Raw genomic sequence first — 24,531 nt, 5'->3', positions numbered from 1 at the left:
GGCGCGCGGCCCCTCCCCGGACGTGCGGAGGGGCCGCCGCGTCGGCGGCCCGGACGAACTGATCGATCGAAAACTTTGCACCCCGCGCCCGGAACCGGACGTAAGGGGTCAACCGCGCGCGGAACGGACTAGCATGGCGGGGTCCTGACCCTGCCTGCGAGAAGGTTCTCCGCGTGACGATCGAAGACTTCCTCCGCCTCCTGCTGCGGAACCTGCTCCTGCTCGTCGTCGTCACGGTCCTCGGGGCCGCGGCGGGCTTCGGGCTCTCCTTCACCCGCCCCACCGTGTACTCGGCGACGGCGCTCGGCTACGTCTCCGCGAACGCGCAGACCGACGCCGACGGCAACCCCATCAGCCAGGCCAGCGGCAGCATGGACTTCCAGTACTCCAAGGCGCAGTCCTACCTGCCGCTGTTCGGCACCCGCGCGGTGGGCGAGCGGATCGTGGACCAGGTGGGCCTGGACCAGAGCCCCGACGCCGTCGCCGGATCCCTCCAGGCGACCCTGGACCCCAACGCGCCGATCATCACCGTGACGGCCTTCGCGGACGACCCGCAGCAGGCCTCCGACATCGCCGACGCCGCCGTCGAGGCGACCGCGGCGGAGGCCCGGAAGCTGGAGTCCGGCGGATCGGAGGACGCACAGGTCTCGGTGCAGCTCACCCCGTACCAGAACGCCCTCGTGCCCGGTGCACCGGTCTCCCCGGACCGCAAGAAGTTCCTCGCCGTGGGCGCAGCCGGCGGCCTGCTGATCGCGCTCGGGCTCGCGTGGCTGCGCGACCGCAACGACTCGCGGATCCGCACCGCCTCCGATCTCACCGACGCGCTCGACCTCCCGCTGCTGGGCATGCTCCCGGACAGCAAGGAGATGCAGCGCGCGAAGGACGGCACGCTCGGTGAGCCGAAGGCCTTCGCGACGCGCGAGGCGATCCGCAAGCTGCGCACGAACCTGCGCTACATCGACGTGGACAACCCGCCCCGCTCGATCGTCGTCACCTCGAGCGCGCCCGGCGAGGGCAAGTCGACGGTCGCCGCGAACCTCGCCCGGGTCATGGCCCGCGCGGGCCAGCCCACGATCCTCGTCGACGCGGACCTCCGCCGCCCGATGATCGCCTCGGAGTTCGGGATCGACGGGGCCGTGGGCCTGTCCCAGCTGCTCGCCGGGAGCGTGAGCATCGAGGACGCCGTCGCGACCACCCCCACCCGCAACCTCACGGTCCTCCCCGCCGGCCAGGTGCCCCCGAACCCCTCGGAGCTGCTGGGCTCGCGCCGCATGAAGGACCTGCTCGACGAGCTCTCCCGCGACCACTTCGTCATCCTCGACGCCCCGCCGGTGCTCGCGGTCACCGACGCCCAGCTGCTCTCCCGCCACGCCGACGGCGCGATGCTCGTGGCCGTCGCCGGCACGACCCGCCGGCAGGCGCTCGAGCGCGCCGTCGAGGCGATCGGCACGGTGGGCGCGAAGGTCCACGGCGTGGTGCTGAACCGCGCCTCGGCGAGCCGCTTCACCCGCATCGCCTACGGCGACACCGCCTACGGGTACGCCTACGGCTACGGCCGCAAGGGCTACGGGCTCACCGGGTACGGCGTCGAGACGGTGCCGGACGAGGACGCGCAGGAGGAGGCCCCCGTGGTCGCTGCGGAGCCGGCCACCGGCGCGGGTGCGACCGGGGCGGGGAGCTCCGCGGGCGCCGAGCCCGCCGGCACCGCCCGGGGCCGCCGCGCGGCGGATCCCCGCGACTCCTGATGCCGCTCACCCGCCTCGGCGCGATCGTCCCCGTGCACGGGGACCTCGAGCCCGTCCTCCCGCTGCTGGACGCCCTCGCGGGCCCCGGTGTGCCCGAGGCGGAGCGGCCCGCGCGGGTGCTGCTCGTCGACGACGCCTCACCGCGCCCCGTCCCCGCGAGCGCGCTGCCCGCCGGGGTGGAGCTCGTGCGGCGGGAGCGCAACGGCGGGTTCGGCGCCGCGGTGAACACGGGCCTGCGTGCCCTGCGCGACGGGGAGTGCGGCGCCGCGATCGAGACGGTGCTCGTGCTGAACTCGGACCTCACGATCCCCGCGGGCTTCGCCGCCGCGATCACCGAGCACGCCGCCCCGTGGATGCCCGCCGTCGTCGGTTGCCGGGCGGAGGACGCCGAGGGCCGCTCCGGGTACGCCGCCCGTCGCTTCCCGACCACCGGCCACCAGGTCGTCGAATGGCTCGTGCCGCTCGCCTCGCAGCGCCACCGCGACGTGCTGCACCGCGCCGTGGGCCACGACCTCGAGGCGGAGTGCGGTCACGGCATGGTCCCCGTGGACTGGGTCTCCGGCGCCGTGCTGCTGCTGCCCCTGGACGAGGTGCTCGCCGCGGGCGGCTTCGACGAGGGCTACTTCATGTACACCGAGGAGGTGGACCTCCAGCTGCGCCTGCGCCGCGCAGGGATCCCCTCCCTGCTCGACGCGGACCTCACCGTCGTGCACGCCGGCGGCGGCTCCTCCGGCGGGGAGGCGCGTCGACGCCGCTGGCTCGTGGGCGCCCGCCTGCGCTACGCCCGCCGTCACGGCCACGTGCACCTGCTGCGCGCGGGGCTCACCGCCGCGAGCATGGCGAACCTCGCCTGGAACTCCGGCCGCCGCCTCGCGGGGCGCGACGTGCACCCCCTCGACACGGCCCGCGAGGAGCTCACGCTCGTGCACCGCGCCGGGAAGGACCTGCCCCGATGAGCGCCACCCCGCCCCACGGCGCCCGCAGCGACCGTCCCGGCCGCCTGCTGCTGGTGACCCCCGCCTTCCACGGCTACTGGCGCAGCATCGCCGAGGCCTTCGAGCGGCGCGGGCACACCGTCGCCGTCCACCGCTACGACGCCTACGACACCGTCGGCCAGAAGCTCCGCCTCAAGGCGACCGTCGAGCTCCCCGAGCGCCTGCACCTGCCCGGGGAGCGGCGCGCCGCCGAGGGCGCCCGGATGACGGACGCCGCGATCGCCGCGCTGCGCGAGCAGCGGCCTGACCGTGTCGTCGTCATCAAGGGCGACGGGCTCGGCGCGCGCTTCTGGGACGCGCTCGAGGGGACCCCGCGGATCCTCTGGCTCTACGACGACCTCCACCGCCACGACCACACCGAGGACTTCCTGCGCGAGGTGGGCCCGGTCGTCGACTACGCCCGCTCCGAGACGGAGCTGCTGCGCGGCATGGGGGTGGACGCCCACTTCGTGCCCAACGCCTTCGACCCGCACCGCGCACGGCCGACGGGCCGCCGCACCGGTGAGCTCGTGTTCATCGGCTCGGGCTACGCGAACCGCATCGAGGTCCTCACCCATCTCGCGGAGCAGGGCCTGCCCGTGCACGTCTGGGGCCGGGACTTCTCCCGCCACGTCGTGGACCGGGCGCGCACCTTCTCGTGGTCGCGGCCGCCGATCCGCGCCTCCCGGGAGGTGCCGCTCGAGCGGGCGTACCAGATCCACGCCGAGGGAGCCGCCGCGATCGCCGTGCACGGCCTGCAGAACGGGCACGCCATGCGCACCTTCGAGATCCCCGGCATGGGCGGGGTGCAGCTCGTGGACCGCGACGACGTCGACCAGTTCTACGACGTGGGCACCGAGGTCGCGGTGTGGCACGATCAGGACGAGCTGGCCGAGCTGGGACGGCGCGCCGTCACGGACCGGGCATGGGGCGAGGCGATGCGGGCGGCGGGACGCCGTCGGACCCTCGCCGAGCACACCTTCGATCACCGGATCCAGGAGGTCGACTCCCTGTGGCAGGACTGAACCACCCCGAGAGCATCGAGATGTGGGAGGCGTGGTCGCGATCGCGCCGCCGCCCGCAGCGGGTGAAGCACGCCGTCACCGAGCGGGCCCGCGGCCTGCGCCGCCGTCCCGGTGCCGAGCAGACCCCTGTCGCCGAGGAGCTGCCGTGGCTGCTGCGCTCCCGCGCCGCGGACGCCGCCGAGGAGGACGGCGCGGCCGACGGCGGCGCGAGCACGGGCCGCCGGATCCTCGTCGCCGCGGACTCCGCGACCCCCACCTCCCGCGCCTCCCTGCTGAGCGGCCTGCTCTACCACCGCGCCGGGATCGACGTGCTCACCCCCGCCGGGGTGCACCTGCCGGAGACCGAGGGCCCCGAGTGGGGGACCCGCGCCCTGCGCAGCCCCGAGGAGGCCGTCGGACCGGGGACCGGGGCGATCGTCTCGATCGGCCAGCACCTGCGGGCCGGCGCCGCCGCGCACGAGCTCGCGCGCCGCCACGACCTGCGCGAGTTCGTCGTCCAGCACGGGGCGCTCACCCCCTTCGCCCCGCCGCTGCCGGAGGGTGCGACCTTGCTCGCCTGGTCCGATGCGGACGCCGCGTTCTGGCGCAGCGGGCGCGGCGACGTCACCACGCGGACCGTCGGCTCCCAGCTGCTGTGGCAGTCCGCCCACGAGGCGGAGGCGCAGTCGCAGGACGTCGACGCCGTCATGGACGCGCAGCGTCCCGTGTTCCTCGGCCAGCTGCACGGCGCCGAGCTGTCCCGCCGGGTGACCGGCGGCGCCGCCGTGCGCTTCTGCCGCGAGCACGACGGCCTGTACCGGCCCCACCCCGCGGAGGTCGACATGATCTCCCGCGCCCAGCACCGGCTCTGGCAGCGGCGCGGTATGGAGTTCGCGAGCACCGACGTGCCCCTGCGGGAGCTCGCCCACCCGGTGGTCTCCGTGTTCTCCACCGGCGTGCTCGAGGCTGCCGCGCGCGGCAGCCGCGCCTGGGTCTACGCCCCCGGGGCGCCCGCCTGGGTGCACGAGCTGTGGGAGCGCTACGACATGCGACGCTTCGGCGGGGAGCCGACGCCCTCGCCCGTGCGCGACGCCGAGGAGCCCGCCTCCCGCATCGCCCGGGTGCTCGAGGACGCCCTGTGACCGCCCTCGTCGTGATCCCCGCGCGCGGCGGGTCCAAGGGCATCCCGCGCAAGAACCTGCTGCCCGTGGGCGGGAAGCCGCTCATCGCCTGGACCATCGCGCAGGCCCTCGAGGCGCAGGAGGGCGGTGCGGAGGTGATCGTCGCGGTCTCCACGGAGGACGCCGAGATCGCCGAGGTCGCCGCCGCCCACGGCGCCCGCGTCATCGAACGGCCCGCCGATCTCGCCACGGACACCGCGCCGACGGAGCCCACCGTGCTGCACGCGATGGACGTCGTCGAGGCGGAGGGGACGGTGCTCGACGCGGTCGTGCTGCTCCAGGCGACCTCGCCCGTGCGCCGGCCGCACACGATCCCGCGCGCCCTCGCGCAGTTCCGCGCCTCGGGGGCGGACTCCCTCGTCGGCGTCGTCGGCGAGTCGCCGTTCTTCTGGCGGCTGCCGTCGGCCCCGGGGGAGAGCGCGGAGGCGGCGTACGACGTCACCGCCCGGCCCCGCCGGCAGGAGCTGCGCCCCGAGCAGCTGCACTACTTCGAGAACGGCAGCCTGTACGTCACGGCGCCGTCGATCTACCGCGACCACGGCAACCGCATCGGCGGCCGGGTCGATCTCTTCGTGCTCGACGAGGTGGAGGGCGTGGACATCGACACGCTCGCCGACGTCGCCGCCGCGGAGAGCATGCTCGCCCGCCTCGGATGGAGGACCGAATGATCCTGGACCGCGTGACCGCCCCCTACGTCGTGGATGCCGAGGCCACGGTGCTCGAGGCGCTCGGCCGCATCAACGACAACCGCGCGCGCGTGGTGTTCCTCGTGGACGCCCACGGCACGCTGCGCGGCGCCCTCAGCGACGGCGACGTGCGCCGCTGGCTCGTGGGGCACACGAGCCCGGACCTCGCCACGCCCGCGATCGAGGCGGCGAACACCGCCGCCGTCTCCGTGCGCGAGGGCACCGGGGTCGAGGAGATCATCGCGCTGTTCGGCCGCGGCATCGATCGCATCCCCGTCCTCGACGAGCGCGGCCGGCTCGTGGCCGTCGCGATGCCCGGGGACCGCACGCTGCTGATCGGTCGGCACACCCTCGGCGAGGGACGGCCCGCGCTGGTCATCGGCGAGATCGGCAACAACCATCAGGGCGACGTGGACCTCGCCCGCACGCTCGTGGACCGCTGCGTCGAGGCGGGCGTGGACGCGGTGAAGCTCCAGCTGCGGGACATGGCCGCGCTGTACCGCTCCGGCAGCTCCTCGAGCGCGGGGGAGGACCTGGGCCCCCAGTACACGATGAACCTGCTCGCGAAGTACTCCCTCTCCGTGGAGGACATGTATCGGGTCTTCGACCACTGCGCCGAGCGGGACGTCGACGTGCTGTGCACCCCGTGGGACGTGCCCTCCGCGGATGCCCTGGCCCGCTACGGCATCCCCGCCTACAAGATCGCCTCCGCGGATCTCACGAACCGCGACCTGCTCGCGCACGTCGCGGATCTCGGCGCGCCGATGATCGTCTCCACCGGGATGAGCACCGAGCAGGAGATCACGGGCGCGGTGGGCGTGCTGCGCGGGCGCGGAGCGCCGTTCGCGCTGCTGCAGACCCAGTCCACGTACCCCGCGCCCTTCAAGGACGTGAACCTGCGCTACATGGACCGGCTCGCGGAGCTCGGCGACTGCCTCGTCGGCTACTCGGGGCACGAGCGCGGCTGGCACGTGCCGCTCGCGGCCGTCGCCCGCGGGGCGAGCGTCATCGAGAAGCACGTGACCGTGGACCGCACCCTCGAGGGCAACGACCACAAGGTGTCCCTGCTGCCGGACGAGCTCGCCGAGATGGTGCGCCGGATCCGCGAGGTCGAGGAGGCCCTGGGCAGCGACCGCCCGCGCGAGCTCTCCACCGGTGAGCTCATGAACCGCGTGAACCTCGCGAAGTCCCTCGTCGCGACCCGGGACCTGCGCCCCGGGGACGTGGTCACCGCGGCCGACGTCGACGTGAAGAGCCCCGGCCGCGGCCTCCAGCCCGACCGCCGCGACGCCCTGCTCGGCGTGACCCTGCAGCGTGACGTGCCCGCCGGCGACTTCTTCTACCCCGGCGACCTCGCCGGCCGCCCCCGCACCCGCGGCGCCTACGACTTCCGCCGCCCGTGGGGCCTGCCCGTGCGCTTCCACGACTTCCGCTCGCTGCTGGAGGTCTCCACCCCGGAATTCCTCGAGTTCCACCAGTCCGCGAAGGACATGGACCTCGACCCGGCGCCGTTCTTCGCCGGCGGGAAGGTGGACGGCTTCTTCACCGTCCACGCCCCGGACCTGTACCCCGGGGACTTCCTCATCGACCTCGCCTCCCCGGACGACGCGATCTGGGAGCGCTCCGTGCGCGAGGTCCAGCGGGTCGTCGACCTCGCCCGTGACCTGCGTGAGCGCTTCACGAGTGAGCGCGAGCCGATCGTCATCGTCACCATGGGAGGCTTCCTCCCGGACCGCCACCTGCGGCCCGAGGAGCGCGCGCCCCTATACGAGCGCGTGGCCCGCGGCCTCGAGCGGGTCGACGAGGAGGGCGTGCGGCTCACCGCGCAGACCCTCCCGCCGTTCCCGTGGCTCATGGGCGGCCAGCAGTTCCACAACCTGTTCATGGAGCCGGAGGACACGGTCGCCTTCTGCGAGGAGCACGGTCGCCGCCTCACCTTCGACGTCTCCCACTCGAAGCTCGCCGCGAACTTCTTCCAGCGCCCCTTCAGCGAGTACATCGAGGCGATGGGCCCGTACACCGAGCACCTGCACATCGTCGACTCCGTCGGCGTGGACGGCGAGGGTGTCCAGGTGGGCGAGGGCGAGGTCGACTTCCAGGACCTCGCCGAGCGCATGGACCGCCTCGCCCCGGACGCCCCGTTCATCCCCGAGATCTGGATGGGCCACGTGAACACCGGCGAGGGCTTCTTCACGGCTCTGGATCGGCTGCAGGAATGGTTCTGACGTCCTCGGGCAGGCACGGCGGGCCGGGCGGGCACGGCACCGCCGGCACGGTGTCGGTCCTGTGGTGCGTCCCCGTCGCGGAGCTCGGGGGCGTGGCCCGCCATGTCCTCGACGCGACGAGCGCCGGCGTGCCCGGCATTCGCGTGGTCGTGCTGTGCCCCGTGGGGCCGCTCGCCGAGGTGCTCCACGAGCGCGGGCACGCGGTGCTCACCGGTCCCGTCTCCCCGGCCGACGGTCCTCGCGCCGCGGTCACCGCGATCCGAGATGCCCTGCGCCGTCTCCGGCCCGACGTGCTGCACACCCATCTCGCCTTCGCGGACCTCACCGGTGTCGCCGCCGTGCGCGGCCTGCGCTCCGCGCGGGGACAGCGCATCCGGCTGGTCACCACAGAGCACGGGATCTCCGGGGTGGCCGGCTACTACCAGTCCGGCCGCGCCTCGGCGACGACCAGGGCGCTCGCGCACCTCGCGCGCCTGCGCGCCACCGACGCCGTCATCGCGGTGAGCTCCTCGACCGCCCAGCAGCTGCGCGAGCAGTGGGGCGCGCAGAGGATCCGCGTGATCCGCAACGGGGTCGACGCCCCCGTCGCGATGCCCGCGCCCGCCCCGGGGCTGCGGGTGCTGTCCCTCGCCCGGCTCTCCCCGGAGAAGCGGATCGACGCCCTGCTGCGCGCCTTCGCCCTCGTCGCCGCCGAGCACGAGCAGGCGACGCTCACCATCGCCGGCGCCGGACCGGAGGAGCACGCCCTGCGCGCCCTCGTCGAGAAGCTCGGGCTCACCGGGCGCGTGATCCTGCCCGGCCACGTCGACGCCGAGCAGGCGCTCGCCGTGCACGACGTCGTCGCCCAGCTCTCCGTCTGGGAGAACCTCTCCTACACGCTGCTGGACGCCGTCGCACACGGTCTCGGCGCGGTCGCGACGGACGTCGGCGGCAACGCCGAGATCGTCCCGCCCGCCTGCCTCGTGGACGCGGAGGACCCGGCCGACGTCGCCGCGGCGATCGTGCGCCAGGGACTCGACCCCGCGGCGCGGCCCGTCCCGGGCACCGCCCAGGGCGTCGAGGCGATGTGCGCGGGCATCGCGACGGTCTACGAGGAGGTGCTGCGGTGAGGGACGTGAAGCTGCTCGACTACCTGCTCGGGTTCCTCCTCGTGGGCATCGGCCTGGCCCCGCTGCCGCAGGTCGGCTTCCCGCTGGACAACCTCGTGGTCGCCGCGCTCGTGGGCCTCGGCCTGCTGCGCAACCCGCAGCACCGGCTGGGCCGCTACGAGCTGCTCGTGCCGCTCGGCCTCGTGGCGCTGTTCTACCTGGGCGTGCACTCGATGTTCGCGGTCGCGAGCCCCGGCGCGGCGGACTGGCAGACCCGCCTGCTGCGGTTCATGGCGATCTCGATGCTCGTGCTCGTCGTGGGCACCGGACGCATCGACGGGCGCTCCCTCGTGTACGGCGTCGCGACCACCCTGCTGCTCAACGTGCCCCTGTTCTACGCGGGCATCGTGCCCTCCCCGTACGGGAACTACCTCACGGGACTCGTGGGGGACAAGAACGTCGCCGGCCTCGCCTACGCGGTGATCGGCCTGCTCGTCATCCTCTACGTGCGCTCGGCCCCGTGGCGGGTGACCTGGGGGCTCGTCTTCGCCACCTGCCTGTGGCTCACCGGCTCCCGCACCTCGATCACGGCGTTCGGCGCCGCGATCGTGTGGGCGCTGCTCGCCCCGAGGCTCCCGGTGATCGGGCGCTGGGTGCTGGGCGTGGTCACCGTCGTCATCGTGGATCTCCTCTCCGAGGACTATTCGCAGATCGGTGTGTTCTCGGACCGCGAGGGCAGTGACCAGCTGCGCGCTCGCATCGATGCAGCCTCCGAGTTGAAGCTGCAGGACGCCGGCTTCTGGGGGAAGGGCCTCGGCGAGGCCTTCGTGGACCTCCAGGACCGCACCTGGTTCTTCCACAACTCCTACTGGACCGCCCTCGTGGAGGGCGGATGGCCCTGGCTCGTGGTCGTCGTGGGCGTCACGGTGCTGATCATCGTGCGGCCGTTCACGAAGATCGCCACGGCGCGGCAGTTCTTCATCCAGGGCGTGGGCGTCGCGATCCTCATCTGCGCGTGGCGCCTCGGCGAGGTCTTCATGACCACGTACTGGGCGATCGCCATGGGCGTCGCGCTCCAGCAGCTGCTCTCCGCGCAGGCCGACCGGGACGAGGCTCGCCCGGAGCACTCGCTGCAGGGCGGACGAGCCGGAATGGAGCCTCGATGATCGACGTCTCCGTCGTAATCTGCGTGCGGAACGAGGAACAGCGGATCCGTCGCCAGCTCGTCGCGCTCGATGCCCAGCAGGACCACCCGGACTTCGAGGTCGTCGTGGTGGACAATGGCTCCACGGACGGCACCGCCCGGGTCGTGCAGGAGTGGATCGACGCCGGTGGCCATGCCGCCGTGCGGGCCCGGCTCGTCTCTGCGGCGCATGCCCGCAGCATCCCCGCCGTGCGCAATGTGGGCATGCGAGCGGCGGAGGGCCGGGTCATCGCCTTCTGCGATGCGGACGACGTTGTGCGACCGGGATGGGTCGGCGCCTTCGCCCGCGCGGTGTCCCCGGGCGTCCTCGCCGGTGGGCACACCCTCGCCCGGAACGCCACCGGGGAGCTCCGGCCCGAGGTCTTCGGTGACGGACTCATCGCCACCACCTACCTCCCGCACGCCAGCGGCTGCAATGTGTCGATGGAACGAGCAGATCTCGAGCGCATCGGCGGCTTCGACGAGTCGCTGCCGCGATACGGCTTCGAGGACGTCGAGCTCTCCTGGCGGGCACAGGAGAGCGGCCTCCGTCTCGTCTACGTACCGGACGCCGAGGTGGACTTCACCTTGAGCGACAACAGTGCCTCGGTGCGGAAGAAGTTCCTGCTCGGGCAGGGCAGGGTGTTCATGGCGCGGCGCTTCCCCGATTACGACTCGCGCCCCCACAGCGTCGCCTCGAACCTGCGGGACCTGGGAGCCGAGGGGACGGGTCTGCTGTCGACGGCGCTGCGCTCCCGGCGGGTCGACCGGCAGGGGGCATCGCGTGCGGTCGCGGCGGCAGGGCGTGTGGTCGGCTCCGTCCGCTACCCGGCCCGACGATTCGGCGTGACCGCTGAGCCCCGGGAGGACAAGGCAGGTTCGCTGCTTCTCGCGATCGCCACGAACAACGGGGACCTCGGGGGCGGAGAGATCATGCTGCTGCGGATCGCCCGGGCGCTCCGTGCGCTCGGCGTGGAGCCGCTCGTCCTCACCCCGTCGACGCCGGGTGACCTGGCCGCGACGGCGCGCGCCGAGGGCCTCGCCGTCACCGAGCTCGAGTGCCGTGACCGACGGGGCTACGCATCGGCGCTGCTGCGCTGGCGCCTCGCGCACCGCGACGTGCCGCTGTGGTGCAACGGGCTGCTCCCGGCGACCGCGACGGCGGGGATCGGCCCGCGGATCGTGCACCTGCACCGCGTGCCCTCGAGCCTCGGGCAGCGGGCCGCCGCCCGCCTCGCCGCCGCCGGCGCGCGGCAGGTGGCGGTCCCCTCGGAGCTGCTCGCGCGCCTGAATCCGGGAGCGCGGGTGCTGCCCAACTGGACCGACGACCTCACTGTGCGGGCCGACGCGCCCCCGCACGTCCCCGTGCGGATCGGGTTCTTGGGCCGGCTCACCGAGGAGAAGGGCGCGCATGTGCTCGCCCGCGCCGTCGAGATCCTGCTCGAGCAGGGCCGGGACCTGCGTCTCGTGGTCGCGGGGGAGGCGCGCTTCGCCGGAGACGGCGACGGCGCCGCACGGGCCGTGGCCCGGCTCGGGCACCGGGTGGAGCTGCTCGGATGGACCTCCCCTCAGGAGCTCCTGGACCAGGTGGACGTCGCCGCCTTCCCCTCGGTGGTGCCGGAGAGCTTCGGGATGGTCGCCGCGGAGGCGATGGGGGCGGGCACGCCCTTCGTGGTCTCCGACGCCGGCGCCCTGCCCGAGGTCGTGGGCGCGGACCACCCCTACGTAGCCCGTGCGGGCGACGCCAAGGACCTCGCTCGGCAGATCGCCCGCGCGCTCGACGCCTCCGAGGAGGAGCGGCGCACAGCCACCTCCGCAGCACGGAGCCGCTGGGAGCAGCGCTACTCGCCGGCCGCGGGCACGGACCGGGTGCGGGCGCTGCTGCGCGCCTGCGGCGTCCCGTTCCCCGTCCCGCAGAAGGATTACGCATGACCGCCGGGCCCGATCCCGTCGCCTCGATCGTCGTTCCCAGCTACCGCGGGGCCGAGCGCCTGCCCGCGCTCCTGGACTCTCTCGCGGCGCAGCAGGAGGGGACCCCGCCCTTCGAGGTGATCGTCGTGGTGGACGGCGTGGACGACGGCTCCGTCGCCGTGCTCGAGGCCGAGCGGCGCCTCGCGCTGCGATCGATCCTCCTCCCGGAGAACCGCGGCCGCGTCACTGCCCTGAACACGGGCTTCGATGCCGCCCGCGGCGAGGTGCTGATCCGCTGCGACGACGACCTCGTCCCGGGCCCGGACTTCGTGAAGCAGCACGTCGCCGCGCATCCTGCCGCCGTTGCCGCGCGCGGAGTCGTGGGTCTGTATCGCAACGTCTACACGTCGACGCCGTACGCCCGTGCCTACGGGGAACGATCCGACGTCGACTTCCGTGCGGCCGCGTACGCCGCACCCGACTCGCTTCGCTGGCGCTACTGGGCGGGGAACTGCTCACTCCCTCGCCGGCTGTGGGAGGACGTCGGCCCCTACGACGCGGCCTACCGGCTCTACGGCTGGGAGGACGTCGACCTCGGCTACCGGATCGCGGCGGCAGGGCACGAGGTCGCCCTGGTCCCCGAGCTCGAGACGACACACCGCGTCGCCGCGGTGACCACGAGCATCCGCGCTCGGCGCGCAGCACAGGCCGCTGCGGCGAGGCAGATCTTCGAGCGCATCCACGGGAAGGACGTGCTCCCGACCGCGGTCCCGGGATGGTCGGCGTGGAACTTGCTCGTACGGGGGGCCAGCGCGGTGTGCAGAGCCATGGGTCCCGCTCGGTGCGGTGCCGTGGTCGATCGGATGCTCCCGTTCCTTCCTACCCCTCTGGGACGAAAGCTGGTCGCTCTGACGGTCGAGGGTGCCGCACTGGCCGGTTACCGCCGTCCGGACCTGGCGAAGGACATGTTCTGAGATGACCCGCATCGCGATCGCTCATGACTACCTCACCCAGCGCGGAGGCGCCGAGCGGGTGGTGCTCTCCCTCGCCCGGGCCTTCCCCGAGGCGCGCATCCACACGCACTTCTACGCCCCGGAGCAGACGTACCCGGAGTTCCGCGACATTGACATCCGCACCGGCCCGCTGAACCGGATCGGCCCGCTCCGGAGGGACCCGCGGCTCGCGCTGCCGCTGCTGGCACCCGCCTCCGCCGCCCTGCGCATCGACGCGGACGTCGTCATCGCCTCCTCCTCCGGCTGGGCGCACGCCTTCCCCACGCGCGGGCGGCGCATCGTCTACTGTCACTCGCCCGCGCGCTGGCTCTACCTGCCGGACGACTATCTCGGGGACGCCGGCCGCTGGGACCCCAAGCGCCTTGCGCTGACCGCCCTCACCCCGGTGCTCACGCCCTGGGACCGCCGCGCCGCCACAAAGGGAGATGTCTACCTCGCGAACTCCACCGTGGTCCAGGAGCGGATCCGGCAGGTCTACGGCCGCGAGGCGGAGATCGTGTTCCCGCCGTTCAGCCCGGACCTCGTCGAGGGCACGCAGGAGCCGGTCCCGGTGCTCGCCGGCTGGGCGGGGGAGAGCGGCACGGCCGGTGGCCACCACCTCGTGGTCTCCCGTCTCCAGCCTTACAAGCACGTCGACGCCGTCATCCGCGCCTTCGACGCGCTCCCGCAGGAGCGGCTGCTCGTGATCGGCCGCGGCCCCGAGCGGGACCGCCTCCACGCGCTCGCCGGCCCGAACGTGCGCCTGGTCGAGGGGCTCTCCGACGCGCAGATGCGCTGGGCCTACGCGAACGCCCGGGACCTGATCGCCGCGAGCCACGAGGACTTCGGCCTCACCCCGCTCGAGGCCGGAGCGCACGGCGTGCCCACGCTCGCCCTCCGCGCCGGTGGCTACCTCGACACCGTCCGCGAGGGCGTGAGCGGATTGTTCTTCGAGGCGCCCGAGCCGGAGCTGATCGGCGCTGCCGTCGCGCGATCGGTGGGCGAGGACTGGGACCCGGAGCGGATCCGCCAGCACGCCGGGGCGTTCTCTGAGGAGCAGTTCATCGAGAGGCTGCAGGGCGTGGCGGGAACTTCCTCGAGAAGGTGACCGCTGCTCAGCGGTAGGAGGAGATGTCCGGCGTCAGCAGTTCTGACAGCGCCAGTCGCTCGTGGTGCTTCAGAGCGAGTGGATGGATGATCTTGGCGAGAAGGTCATTCCAGCTCACCGGGTATGCCAACACCTCGTTTCGGATCCCCCCGGGGTTCTGTGCCAGCAAAGGGGCCAAGTAGTCCAGGCGTCGTTCGATCTCGGCGACCCACTCGCGAGTGAACGTCGAGTCGGCTCGAGTGATCGCCGCACTGCCCCCGGGCACGATCCTGAAGTAGCGCTTCAGATCACGGCCGAGTTTGCGCGGGAGCTGGGCGACCCACTGCGTTGACCGCTCGGGATACCCGAGCAGCCAGTGTCCTTCCCCGTGTGCCTGGTCGAATGCAGGACCCCAGTGATGACGTGGTGCCTTCACATCGCTGTACCCGCCGCCGTGGTGGTGGAGGAGATACGCGCGCAGATAGTCCGACCTGTGCACCAGTGAGAGGTTCTCGTACGCGGGGTGGAGCGGGTGGCCAGGGACTATCCAGTCGTCGATGTTCCGGGGGGTGACCAGGACGATCTCGATCCCCTCCTGCATTCGGCGGAGCTCATCGAGCCCGCGCCGTCTGACATCGGGGAGATCGCCCTCGCCGGTCCACAGGGTGAAGATGCGGCGCGGGATGTCCGGTGCTCCCTCCGATGCGCGCGCGTCCCAGTTGAGGAAGCTCCTGCGGTACATCCCGTGCCTGTACACGTACGGACGCCTCGCGTCGTGGTCGCGCCAGGCGGCTGACATCACCCGAGTCATGGAGTTCTGCGCCAGGAGCCGGCCGCGCTTGGTGGCGACATAACCCGTGTGCTTCACCTGCCTCGCAGCGTGCAGGGCGGATCCCCGGAGATTCGAGGTGTTCACCGTGGCCCCCAGACGTGATGCCGAAGATTCCCCTGCCACCTGCCGAGTGTCCATCCCGTCGCCCGTGCAGCGGCGAGCCGATGCTGCTCGTCCGGAGCCCATAGCCCCGGAACGCCGCGGAGGGTCTTGCGCATCACCTGCCACTCACCCCGCGGTGTTCCCCCGGGGATCCCGCGGTCGCGATGCTTCGCCCACAGCTGCACATACGTCGCCCCATAGCGTCGGAACTGCCGGAAAGCCCCTCGCATCGTGGGTCGTTCGACCCGGTCTAGGAGTGCTCCTCGTGCGAGGGTGATCTCAAAACCTGCGTGCTGAGCACGCCAGCAGAAGTCGACCTCGTCGTGTCCCCCGACGAAGCTCTCATCGAAACCACCGATCGCGTCGATGACTGATCGGCGGAATGCCATGATTCCACCGGGAACGTAGGGAAGGTAATTCTGGGGGCGCTCCATCTCGTAGGTCTCGGGGTCGCGAGTGCTGAGGATGCCCCCGGCGATCCCCAGCCGGGGGTTCTGTGCCAAGGCCTCGGCGAAGGAGGCGAGCACGTGCGGGTGCGCGCGATCGTCGGCGTCGAGTAGCACGATGATCGCTCCCTGCGCCGCCGAGATCCCAGCATTGCGCGCGCAGTTGACCCCTTGGCGTTCGTAGGCGGGAACGACGCGCAGGTCCAGGCGATCGCTGTAGGACAGGGCGGCGCGCGCTGTATCGTCCCCGGATCGATTGTCCGCGACGATGACCTCGAACAGCGGTGCACTCTCCTGGTCGATGAGAGCGGCGAGCTGGTCCCCGATGGTCGCCGCCGCGTTGAAGGCGGGGATCACGACGCTGAGTGCTGGCCCGGTCATCGATAGTCCTTCAGCTGCGGACGGATCAGGTCGGTGAAGAGGATGTGGTCCTGGTGCTTCAAGGACAGGGGCTGCGTGATGTCGCCGAGGATCTCGGTCCATCGGATGGGGTAGTTCGCGGGGGCCGAGTACGGATTTCCCTGGCCGAAATCCGCCTCCCGAAGGCGCGGCTGGAGATAGTCCAGGCGCGCATGCAGTTCTCTCATCCACTCAGCGGTGAACAGTGAACGAGGGCGGCAGATGAAAGCAGAGGTTCCGAGGGCCGCACGGAAGTGAGCGCGCAGATGAGCTCCCAGTGCATGGGGAAGATCGCCGACGTACTCGGAAGTGACCTCTCTGTAGCCGAGCACCCACACCGTCTCGTCAGAATTCACGCGGTCGATGAGCTGTTGGACCGCTACGGATTGAGGCTTGACGTCCAGATAGGCGCCGCCGTGGTGGTGCATGGCATATGCGCGGAGGTAGTCGCTCCGGTGCACCGCATGGAGGTCCGAGAACGCGGGATGGACAGGATGTCCGTCCACGAGCACATCGTCAGGGGATGCGATGAGCCGGACGTCGACGCCGGGCGTCCGGCGCAGGTTTTCCAGCGCCTCTGCCCGGCGCGGGCTCGGCTCGTCTCCGATCCATACGACCCAGAGGGTGCTCGGCACGTCCAGCTGCTCAGCATCAGCCGGGTCCGGACGATTGAGGAAGGTGTGCGGGAACATCCCGTCGATGTAGACGAAAGGATGCTTCTCCTCGAGTCGTGCGTGCCGGACATCGAATCGTCGCCGAGCGTGGCGCTCCGCGGCGCGGCGAACCTTCTTGCTGGCGAGGAAGGCCTGATGTTTGGCCTCCCGCATCGCGTCGTCAAGCATCATGAGAGCTGCACCTCCGAATCCGATTGACCCCCGGTCGGGTCGTCCAACGCGGCACGCACAGCGCGCGCCCACGTCCCCCAGGACGCATTGCCCCTCGCCCACGTGAGCGCGGCTCTCGAGAAGTGCGTGAATTCGCTGTGCAGGATCCGATCCTCAACCACTCGGATGAAAGGCGTCGGAGTTCCGTCATCGACGACGAGCCACCCCGTCCGGCCGTCGACGACAAGATCGGTCTGGCCCCCGATGGCCGAGGCGATCACGGGTAACCCATGGTGGAGAGCGTCGGTCACGACCACGCCCCCGGCGCTGGCGCGGGTCGGTTCCAGGAGTGCATCGTGCGACAGATAGGCCCTGCTCATCGCCGAACGGTCAAGACGCCCGGCGCGACGGACGAACGCCGGCAGGTCACGGTCCACCTCCCCGACCACGGTGAGCCCGATGTCGTGTCCTCGGCGTCGGAGCTCTGTGACGGCCGCCAACGCGACATCCCCACCCTTGCGTTCCCAGTCACTCGCCACGAACAGCAGCCGCAGCTGATCTCGCTCAGGTGGCTGACGCTCATCGGAAGCATCATCGGCGGTCGCGGCGATCGCCGGACCGAAGTGGGCGACATGTACGCGGGTCGCCGGCACGCCGACGTCTTCGACAAGCCTGTCCTTGCTCCAGCGCGTGGCGACGACGAATGACTCGGTCCTCATCGCGACCTGTCGCTCGGTACGCCGAGCCTTCACCTGATCGGAGGCAGGGACGCGCTGGAAGTCCGGATACGTGGCCGCGAGAGAGGCGAAAGAGGAATCGGTGATCTGGAGGATGCGACGGGTCGCCGGCACGTCGACGAGCTCGGGGGTGGCCGCGATCGCGACGATCGGCAGGTGCGCCGGGAGCGCCTCAAGCGCGCGCACCAGGGAGCGGCTGCGCCGGTGCGTCGTGGGCGGTGACCATGACGGCAGGTGGGCAAGGCCGCGTGCGCCCTGCATGCGGGAGACGGCACGGTCCAGGAGCGCTGTCTCCGTGCTGATCGGTGCCACCTCGACTCGCGAGAACTCGGCTCGCAGCGCGTCCATCATGGGGAGAACCACGCCGGACCACGAGCGGGCGGAGGTGAGGTCCCATGGGCTCGCGACGATGATGCCGTCGCCCCGCTCGCTCACGGCGTCTCCCTGACCAGTTGGTCGTGGTGGGCGGCAGGACGTGCCACGAGGTTCTCCTCCGTGATCTCGGGACCGCGGAACGGCGACTCGTCCGTTCCGTCCGTAGGATATGGCAGGTGACGAGGGATGCTGGGCGCGTCGGCCGAATCCCTACCGCACGGTGGAAGGTGGCCATGACATCCGCGAAGTCCGTCGGCATCCGTGCCACGATCGATCAGCTGCGCACCGTCATGGGGATCGTCCCGTGGCGGATGCGGGGAAGTCTGATCGGTCTGTTGGTCACGTCCCTGATCTCGGCGCTCCTCGACCTCGTCGCGGTTGCGCTGATGCTGCCGCTCACCCAGATGCTCATGTCTCCGGCCGCGGTCCCCGGCGTCGTGCAGCGATTCGTGGTGCCGGTCGTCGGGACCGACGACCGGCAGGCGCTGCTGCTCTCGGTGACGCTCATCGTCGGCATCGCCTTCGTGACGAAGAACCTGGGGCTGATCGGCATCCGGTGGTGGAGCCTGGGGGTCGTGAACAGGGCACTCGCGGTGGCTCAGGCGGCGATGCTCGAGAGGTATCTCCGCTCTGACTACGAGGGGTTCCGGCGTCGTTCCCGATCGGGGATGCTGCAGGCGATCACCAGCGCAGTCCCGCAGGCCTTCAGCGGGGTGCTGCTGGGAGGGATCCTCATCATCACGGACGCCCTCGCCATCGTCGCCATCTTCCTGACGCTGCTCGTCATGGCGCCGCTCGCCTCGGTCCTGGCGATCCTCGTCTTCGGAGGCACAGCCCTCCTGGTCGCCAGGGTCTTCAAGCCGTTCGCGTACAAGTACGGCCTGCAGGGTCTCGCCCTCGAACAGGACGCATGGGCCCATCTGAACCCTGCTATCGAGGGCTTCCGCGAGACAAGGATCTTCCGGAGGGAGCCACTGTTCCTCGAACGCTATCGAGTGAACCGGGAGGCGTACGCGCGCACGTCGCAGCGCCAGGGGATCCTCGGGGAGTCCCCGAAATACCTGCTCGAGATCGCCATGATCGTCGGGATCCTCCTGATCGCCCTCCTGCTCTTCGGTATCTACGACGAGGGGACGGCCTTCGGTCTGCTCGCGGTGTTCGCGGCCGGTGCGGTGAGGATCGTCCCCGCGCTCAACCGCGTGGTGGCGACGACGAACAGTCTCCGGTCCGCGATGCCGAATCTTGCGTTCGCAGCGAAGGAGATCGAGGAGCTCGAGAGTGAACCGGGGAGACTCGACCTCAGCCTCGAGGAAGGGCGCCATCCGCCGGTCCCCGACGAGAGCATCGTGGTCGCGGGTCTCGGCTTCCGGTACGCCACGGGAAGCCGGGACGTCCTCGCCGATGTCGACGTCACCATCGAGCGGGGCACCACCGTCGCGCTGGTCGGCTCCTCCGGAGCAGGGAAGTCCACGTTCGCGGATCTTCTCACGGGCCTCCTCCGCCCGAGCGCCGGAACGATCACGGTGGGGGGGATGGACATTGCCGAGGAGCCGCGACGGTGGATGTCCGAGGTCGCTGTGGTCTCGCAGCGTGTCTATCTCTGGGACGCCCCGATCCGCGATCTCATCACCTTCGGTGAGCCGACGAGCGAGGTCGACGAAGCGCATCTCGCCGACGTCGTGCGTCGCGCGAGGCTCGAGGAGTTCGTCGCAGAGCAGCCCGAGGGGCTCGGCCAGTGGGTCGGTGACGGCGGGGTCCGTGTCTCCGGAGGCCAGGCGCAGCGCATCGGGATCGCCCGAGCGCTCTACGCGCGGCCTCGGGTGCTGATCCTCGACGAGGCCACCAGCGCGCTCGACAACGAGACCGAGCACCAGATCACCGAGACCATCGCCGCGCTGCACGGTGAGCTCACGGTCATCGTGATCGCTCACCGTCTCTCCACCGTCAAGAACGCCGATGAGATCCTCTTCTTCTCCGAGGGGCATCTTGCAGGGCGGGGGACGATGACAGATCTTCACCGCCAGGTCCCCGAGTTCGCTCGGCTCGTGGAGCTCGGGCGGCTCGAGGTCGGGGAATGAGCTCGTTCAGCGCGAACGACGTGCCACGTCGAGCGTCGTCTCGATAGCGTCGAGATAGTGCATCTCGAAGACGTCGAGGCCGTAGGTCCGTCGTGCACGCACCGCGGCCGCGTGCGCGGCGGCGGCCACGGCGTCATCGTTCATCGCCGCGAGAACGCCATGTGCCAGGATCTCGTCATCGTCCGAGACGAGGGCGAACAGCCCCTGGTCGATGCCCTCGGCCCCCACGGGCGTCGTGAGAGTCGGGATGCCTCGGACGATCGACTCGACGACCTTGAACTTCACCCCGGCCCCACGGTCGAGCGGCGAGACGGTCAAGCGCAGGCCGGCATAGGCCTCTTCGAGGTCCTCGATGAAGCCGGTGAGCTCCACGCCGGGAATGCCGGTGAGCCGTGTCCGCGGCTCGTCCTCGAGACCACCACCGATGATGCGGAGCGCGGCGTCCGGTCGTGCCTTGTGCACGGTGGGCCAGATCCTCGTGGCAAGCCTGATCGCGGCGTCGCGGTTCTCATGACGGCGGAGTGCACCGACGAAACCTGCCACCGGAGGACGAGCGCTGACATCGGTGAGAGGAGTGCTCGCATCGACCAGGGGCGGTGGGACGACCGTCAGCCGCAGGGCCGGCGCGATCTTCGAGAGGAGGCGACGGTCCTTGTCCGAGAGCACGAACCCGCGGTCCAGGGCACGCTGTGATCGCCCGAGCCGGCGGAGGTTGATCCTGCGGCGCTCATCGGCTCGGTGACGCTCCTCCGGCGAGGCGGCGGCGTCGACGGCTCGTCCGAGCTTCTGGTCGTTGACGTCGTGGAACATGCAGGTGAGGGATGCCGCGGGGGCCAGGCGTCGGATCAAGGGGGCGAGATGGCCGTACTCCTCCCACTGCAGATCCACGACGTCCGCGCTGCGCAGCAGCGCATGGACTGAACGGTCGAGGAGAAGGTCCCCGATGAAGTGCCAGGGGGCGTCGGCCAGCCCGCGCGCGGGGAGCAGGGGCTGCATGCGGTGCACGGCGGTCAGCAGCGTCCGGTGAGCACCTCGATGGTCCCGCGGCCTCCCGAGGAGGAGAGTGGGTGCAGCGGCCGCATGGAGGCGCAGTGTCTCGGCGTTGGCGACCGTGGCAGGGATGAGGACGGTGACCTCTGCGCCGGTCGAGAGATATGCGCGCACGATCCTGGTGAGGAGGAGGCCACCGGCGTGCAGGGGCACCTCGAGCGCAGGAACCGGGGAGACGACGACGATTCGTCGAGGGCTGACCGTAGTGGGCATCGCGCCCCTCTCGCGTCCGTGGGAAGTGCTCCCGGGGGTCAGGACCGGTTCACTGTAACGGCAGACAGGTGCCGTGAGCAGGCCGGTCGACGGTGCCCGCCGGCGACACCTCGAGGGAGACGGCCGCTCGATGCCCGACGTCCCCGTGGGTTGAGCAGGCCATGAGCTGGTGCCGAGCAAGCCCCGAGAGAGAACTGTGAGTTCGGGAGACAGGTCGCCGCCGCGAGGGGACGGGCGTCCTGATGCGGCGGCGTAGCGGCCGGTGCGGAGTCTCGGCGGATGGTGGGCGGAGCCTCTGACGTGGCGCTCCGGACCCGTTCGTTCGAATACCGGTCGGTCACTGAGCAGGTTCGTGCCTGAGCCGCGTGCAACCGGCCACGAATCGGTTGTTTCCCCTGGAAACCGGGCGTTACGATCAGCCTCGGGTGGGGAAGGGCGGCACGACGACGTGGCCGCCCCAGTCCACCCTGCCGCGTCGTCATGGGAAGGGGAGGAGCCGGATGTCGCTCGCACGTCCCTCCGTCACGACCTCCCCGGCCGGCGACCTCCACGAGGCCCCCTCGCCGCTCCCTGCCTCCCCTGGTGCGCGCGTGCTGCGCCGCCGGCTCGTCCTCATCATGGTGCTCACCGATGCGCTCGCGATCCTCGTCGCCGTGCTCGGCTCCTTCGCCGTGCGGCAGGCGCTGCTGGGCCGTGCCGGGGACCTCTCCGAGAACGTCACGGACTCCGCCTGGGTGATCGGGATCGGCTGGCTGCTCGCGATCGTGTTCTTCCGCGGGTACGACGCCCGGCTCGTCCCCTCCGGCACGGAGCTGTACACGAACGTCGTGCACGCCTCCGCGGCCGCGGCGGGCCTCGTGGGCGCGCTCGTCTACCTCGCCCAGATCGAGCTGTCCCGCGCGTTCTTCGTCGCCCTGTTCGTCATCGGCCCGCCGCTCATGCTGCTCACCCGGGTGATCCTGCGCCGGGTGCTGAACTCGATGCGTCGCCGGGGCCGGTTCCGCCAGGGCGTGATCGCCGTGGGCGGGATCGGGCACGTGGACGGCATCGCGCGCACGCTGCACCGCGAGAGCTGGCTGGGCTACGACGTGGTGGGTGCGGTGACCTACGACGGCGCCGTCGAGCCCGCGTCCCGTCTCGGCATCCCGGTGCTGGGCCGCGAGGCGGATCTCCTGCAGATCGTCGACGCCGTGCGCCCGGGGGTGCTGCTGTTCACCGCGGGCGCCCATGCGAGCGCGGAGGAGTTCCGTCGCACGGCCTGGCAGCTCGAGGACCAGGAGGTGAGCGTCATCGTGGCGCCCGCGCTCTCGGAGATCTCCGCGGGGCGCGTGCAGATGCGCCCGGTCGCGGGCCTGCCGCTCGTGCACATGGACCTGCCGCGCTCGCGGGAGGCGCTGCGCTGGACGAAGCGCGCCTTCGACGTGGTGGTCAGCGCCGTGCTGCTGGTGCTCCTCTCGCCGGTGCTCGCGGTGACCGCGGTGATCGTGCACCGGCACGACGGCGGCCCGGTGATCTTCCGCCAGCAGCGCGTGGGCCGCGGCGGCGTCGAGTTCAGCTTCCTGAAGTTCCGCACGATGGTCACCGACGCCGAGGCGATCCGGGTGGAGATGACGGAGCGCGCCGTGCAGGACCGCGGCAATGCCGTCATGTTCAAGATGCGCCACGACCCGCGGATCACCCGCCCGGGCCGGTTCCTGCGCCGCTACTCCCTCGACGAGCTGCCCCAGCTGTGGAACGTGCTGCGCGGGGACATGAGCCTCGTCGGCCCCCGCCCTGCCCTGCCGCGGGAGGCCGCGGTCTACGACGACGACGCGCGCCGCCGGCTCGACGTGCGCCCCGGCATCACCGGCCTCTGGCAGGTCTCCGGGCGCAGCGACCTCTCCTGGGAGGAGACGGTGCGCCTGGACCTCTACTACGTCGACAACTGGTCCTTCATCCAGGACATCCAGATCCTCGTGCGCACGGTCCGCGCCGTGCTCGCCTCCTCCGGGGCGTACTGACGGTGGCGGCGGGCGCGTCCCGCGGCGCCCCGCAGGGAGACGCCGGCCGCGCCCCCGCGCGCCTGCCGCGCTGGCTGATCGCCCTCGCCCTGCTCGTCCTGCTCGCCGTGCCCGCGGCCGGCGGGGTGCTGCTGCTGACCTCGGACGGCTGGGCCGTGAACCGCGCCAACGTCGCCGTCTGGCAGGCGACCGTGGTCCCGCTGGGCCTCGGCGGCGCGGTCTCCCCGGAGGACTTCGCGGTGCTCGCGAACGTCCTGCTCTTCGTCCCGGTGTTCGCGGCGCTCGCCGTGCTCGTGCCGAGCTGGTGGTGGGTGCTCGCCGCGGCGGCGGTCTCCGGGGCGGTCGAGCTGCATCAGCTCTCCCTCGGGACCCGGGAGGCGTCGATCGGCGACGTGCTCGCGAACACGGCCGGCGCGGCGCTCGGCGTGCTGCTGGGGAGGGCGGTCCGACGGGCCGTGCTCGCCCGGCCCCGCCTCAAGGCCTCGGGCCCGACGGCCGCCGGCCCGGAAGCCGACGACGCAGCATCCCCCGCAGCTGCTGGGCAGCCCGGAACCACCGGTCCCGGCTCTCCCGACGGAGCTCCTGCTGGCTCGGATCATGGCCCAGCCTCAGCGCCAGATGGTCGGGGTTGACGTGGAGCGCGGCGACCAGCAGAGCGGCCCGCTCCCGCGGCCCCCGCGCGTCCCTCAGCCGGGCGATCCAGATCTGGGTGGGGCCGGCGCCCGCGCGGGTCGCCGTCCACAGGTGCTCCCCGGCACCGCCGCGCGCCCGCTCGGGGCGATCGGTGACCAGGGCGAGCGGGACCCGCGCGCCGAGGCGCTCGCCGAGGGCGTCGATCTCCGCGCGCTCGGCGGAGGTCGCGTCGGTCCAGGAGACGCGGACGTCGTGACCGGCCCTCCCCATCGAGTCCCGCGCGGCGTGGACGAGGAGCAGCAGGCGCTGCGCGGGGAGCGCGGGGACGGCGCAGTCCACGCCGCCGAGGTCCCGGGTCTCCCGCGCCTCCCACAGCGTCTCGAAGGTCAGCGCCGGGTCCCGGTCCACGCCGGGGAAGGAGCGGTGGACGTCGACGGTGCCCCACAGGGGATGGTGGAAGGTCGCGGCATGGCCGAAGACGCTGCCGTGCTCGAAGCTCGTCACCTGCGCCCAGCCCTGCCCCTCGAGCAGGCGGCAGTAGCCGGGCACGTCACCGGGGTCGACGAGCACGTCGCAGTCGGTGGAGGAGCGGCGCCCCTCCGCGAGCAGCGGGTGCAGGGCGGAACCTTTGAGATGGAGGATCCGGGCCCCGAGGTCGGCGGCATGATGCTGCAGGACCCCGTGCGCCAGACGGAGGCGCACGGCATCGGGGACCTCCAGACTCGCGCTCACCCGGCCGAGTCTAGGAGCGGATGCGCCACACTGG

At 71.8% G+C, this 24,531-nt stretch carries 19 protein-coding genes and 1 pseudogene; 14 read left to right on the top strand and 6 right to left on the bottom strand.

All coding sequences use genetic code 11. The features are described 5' to 3' along the window. Positions 1 to 173 precede the first annotated feature (173 nt). From ACYVAP_RS03855 to ACYVAP_RS03805, 11 genes are read left to right on the top strand one after another with little or no spacing between them, the layout of a single operon-like run. A complete protein-coding gene (locus tag ACYVAP_RS03855) occupies positions 174 to 1,745 on the top strand; it encodes a tyrosine-protein kinase domain-containing protein (protein ID WP_498859614.1) in 1,572 nt (523 codons plus the stop codon). Then, positions 1,745 to 2,701 (top strand): glycosyltransferase family 2 protein, encoded by a 957-nt coding sequence (locus ACYVAP_RS03850; protein WP_498859613.1) that lies wholly within the window; start codon positions 1,745 to 1,747, stop codon positions 2,699 to 2,701. Before ACYVAP_RS03855 ends, ACYVAP_RS03850 begins: the two co-directional genes overlap by 1 nt. After that, entirely contained in the window at positions 2,698 to 3,744 is a 1,047-nt protein-coding gene (locus ACYVAP_RS03845; protein ID WP_498859612.1) for a CgeB family protein, read from the top strand. The genes ACYVAP_RS03850 and ACYVAP_RS03845 overlap by 4 nt, the downstream gene beginning before the upstream one ends. Beyond that, positions 3,732 to 4,865 (top strand): hypothetical protein, encoded by a 1,134-nt coding sequence (locus ACYVAP_RS03840; RefSeq protein WP_498859611.1) that lies wholly within the window; start codon positions 3,732 to 3,734, stop codon positions 4,863 to 4,865. Before ACYVAP_RS03845 ends, ACYVAP_RS03840 begins: the two co-directional genes overlap by 13 nt. Beyond that, a complete protein-coding gene (locus ACYVAP_RS03835; RefSeq protein WP_498859610.1) occupies positions 4,862 to 5,572 on the top strand; it encodes an acylneuraminate cytidylyltransferase family protein in 711 nt (236 codons plus the stop codon). Before ACYVAP_RS03840 ends, ACYVAP_RS03835 begins: the two co-directional genes overlap by 4 nt. Next, positions 5,569 to 7,815, top strand: a complete 2,247-nt coding sequence (locus tag ACYVAP_RS03830; RefSeq protein ID WP_498859609.1) for an N-acetylneuraminate synthase family protein — start codon at positions 5,569 to 5,571, stop codon at positions 7,813 to 7,815. Before ACYVAP_RS03835 ends, ACYVAP_RS03830 begins: the two co-directional genes overlap by 4 nt. Next, positions 7,806 to 8,924 (top strand): glycosyltransferase family 4 protein, encoded by a 1,119-nt coding sequence (locus tag ACYVAP_RS03825; RefSeq protein WP_498859608.1) that lies wholly within the window; start codon positions 7,806 to 7,808, stop codon positions 8,922 to 8,924. The genes ACYVAP_RS03830 and ACYVAP_RS03825 overlap by 10 nt, the downstream gene beginning before the upstream one ends. Then, complete coding sequence (locus ACYVAP_RS03820) at positions 8,921 to 10,069, top strand: ABC transporter permease (protein WP_498859607.1); 1,149 nt, start codon at positions 8,921 to 8,923, stop codon at positions 10,067 to 10,069. The genes ACYVAP_RS03825 and ACYVAP_RS03820 overlap by 4 nt, the downstream gene beginning before the upstream one ends. Continuing rightward, positions 10,066 to 12,018: a glycosyltransferase gene (locus tag ACYVAP_RS03815; RefSeq protein WP_498859606.1), complete on the top strand. Its 1,953-nt coding sequence runs from the start codon at positions 10,066 to 10,068 to the stop codon at positions 12,016 to 12,018. Before ACYVAP_RS03820 ends, ACYVAP_RS03815 begins: the two co-directional genes overlap by 4 nt. Beyond that, the gene (locus tag ACYVAP_RS03810; RefSeq protein WP_498859605.1) at positions 12,015 to 12,971 is read left to right on the top strand and encodes a glycosyltransferase family 2 protein; all 957 of its coding nucleotides are present in this window, start codon (positions 12,015 to 12,017) and stop codon (positions 12,969 to 12,971) included. The genes ACYVAP_RS03815 and ACYVAP_RS03810 overlap by 4 nt, the downstream gene beginning before the upstream one ends. Before the next feature lies 1 nt (position 12,972). Further along, entirely contained in the window at positions 12,973 to 14,097 is a 1,125-nt protein-coding gene (locus tag ACYVAP_RS03805; protein WP_498859604.1) for a glycosyltransferase family protein, read from the top strand. 7 nt (positions 14,098 to 14,104) lie between these two features. On the opposite strand, the gene ACYVAP_RS03800 is transcribed toward ACYVAP_RS03805, so the two are convergent. The 4 genes from ACYVAP_RS03800 to ACYVAP_RS03785 form a co-directional block, all read right to left on the bottom strand. Next, positions 14,105 to 14,875, bottom strand: a complete 771-nt coding sequence (locus ACYVAP_RS03800) for a capsular polysaccharide synthesis protein (RefSeq protein WP_498859603.1) — start codon at positions 14,873 to 14,875, stop codon at positions 14,105 to 14,107. A gap of 113 nt (positions 14,876 to 14,988) precedes the next feature. Continuing rightward, positions 14,989 to 15,837 (bottom strand): glycosyltransferase family 2 protein, encoded by an 849-nt coding sequence (locus ACYVAP_RS03795; RefSeq protein WP_498859602.1) that lies wholly within the window; start codon positions 15,835 to 15,837, stop codon positions 14,989 to 14,991. Then, on the bottom strand, positions 15,834 to 16,700 hold the full coding sequence (locus ACYVAP_RS03790; RefSeq protein ID WP_498859601.1) for a glycosyltransferase family 32 protein: 867 nt from the start codon (positions 16,698 to 16,700) through the stop codon (positions 15,834 to 15,836). Before ACYVAP_RS03790 ends, ACYVAP_RS03795 begins: the two co-directional genes overlap by 4 nt. Next, positions 16,697 to 17,851: a glycosyltransferase family 4 protein gene (locus tag ACYVAP_RS03785; protein WP_498859600.1), complete on the bottom strand. Its 1,155-nt coding sequence runs from the start codon at positions 17,849 to 17,851 to the stop codon at positions 16,697 to 16,699. Before ACYVAP_RS03785 ends, ACYVAP_RS03790 begins: the two co-directional genes overlap by 4 nt. A gap of 23 nt (positions 17,852 to 17,874) precedes the next feature. Here ACYVAP_RS03785 and ACYVAP_RS03780 point away from each other — a divergent pair, with 23 nt between their 5' ends. Next, complete coding sequence (locus ACYVAP_RS03780; RefSeq protein WP_498859851.1) at positions 17,875 to 19,869, top strand: ABC transporter ATP-binding protein; 1,995 nt, start codon at positions 17,875 to 17,877, stop codon at positions 19,867 to 19,869. A gap of 6 nt (positions 19,870 to 19,875) precedes the next feature. Here the strand turns inward: ACYVAP_RS03780 and ACYVAP_RS03775 are convergent, their stop codons facing one another. Continuing rightward, a complete protein-coding gene (locus ACYVAP_RS03775) occupies positions 19,876 to 21,132 on the bottom strand; it encodes a glycosyltransferase (RefSeq protein ID WP_498859599.1) in 1,257 nt (418 codons plus the stop codon). Positions 21,133 to 21,632: 500 nt separating this feature from the next. On the opposite strand from ACYVAP_RS03775, the gene ACYVAP_RS03770 reads away from it, so the two are divergent. Both ACYVAP_RS03770 and ACYVAP_RS03765 read left to right on the top strand, forming a co-directional pair. After that, positions 21,633 to 23,132 carry a sugar transferase gene (locus tag ACYVAP_RS03770; protein WP_498859598.1) on the top strand — a complete coding sequence of 500 codons (1,500 nt, stop codon included), beginning with the start codon at positions 21,633 to 21,635 and terminating at the stop codon, positions 23,130 to 23,132. 2 nt (positions 23,133 to 23,134) lie between these two features. Continuing rightward, positions 23,135 to 23,560 (top strand): annotated as a pseudogene (locus tag ACYVAP_RS03765) (VanZ family protein); the annotation flags it as partial. Positions 23,561 to 23,606: 46 nt separating this feature from the next. Here the strand turns inward: ACYVAP_RS03765 and ACYVAP_RS03760 are convergent. After that, positions 23,607 to 24,497 carry a nucleotidyltransferase family protein gene (locus tag ACYVAP_RS03760; RefSeq protein ID WP_498859597.1) on the bottom strand — a complete coding sequence of 297 codons (891 nt, stop codon included), beginning with the start codon at positions 24,495 to 24,497 and terminating at the stop codon, positions 23,607 to 23,609. Between the last annotated feature and the right edge of the window lie 34 nt (positions 24,498 to 24,531).

The sequence above is a fragment of the Brachybacterium horti genome (assembly GCF_054777615.1).
The sequence above is the reverse complement of the archived record's forward strand: the minus strand, read 5'-3'. Positions and strand labels throughout refer to the sequence as shown.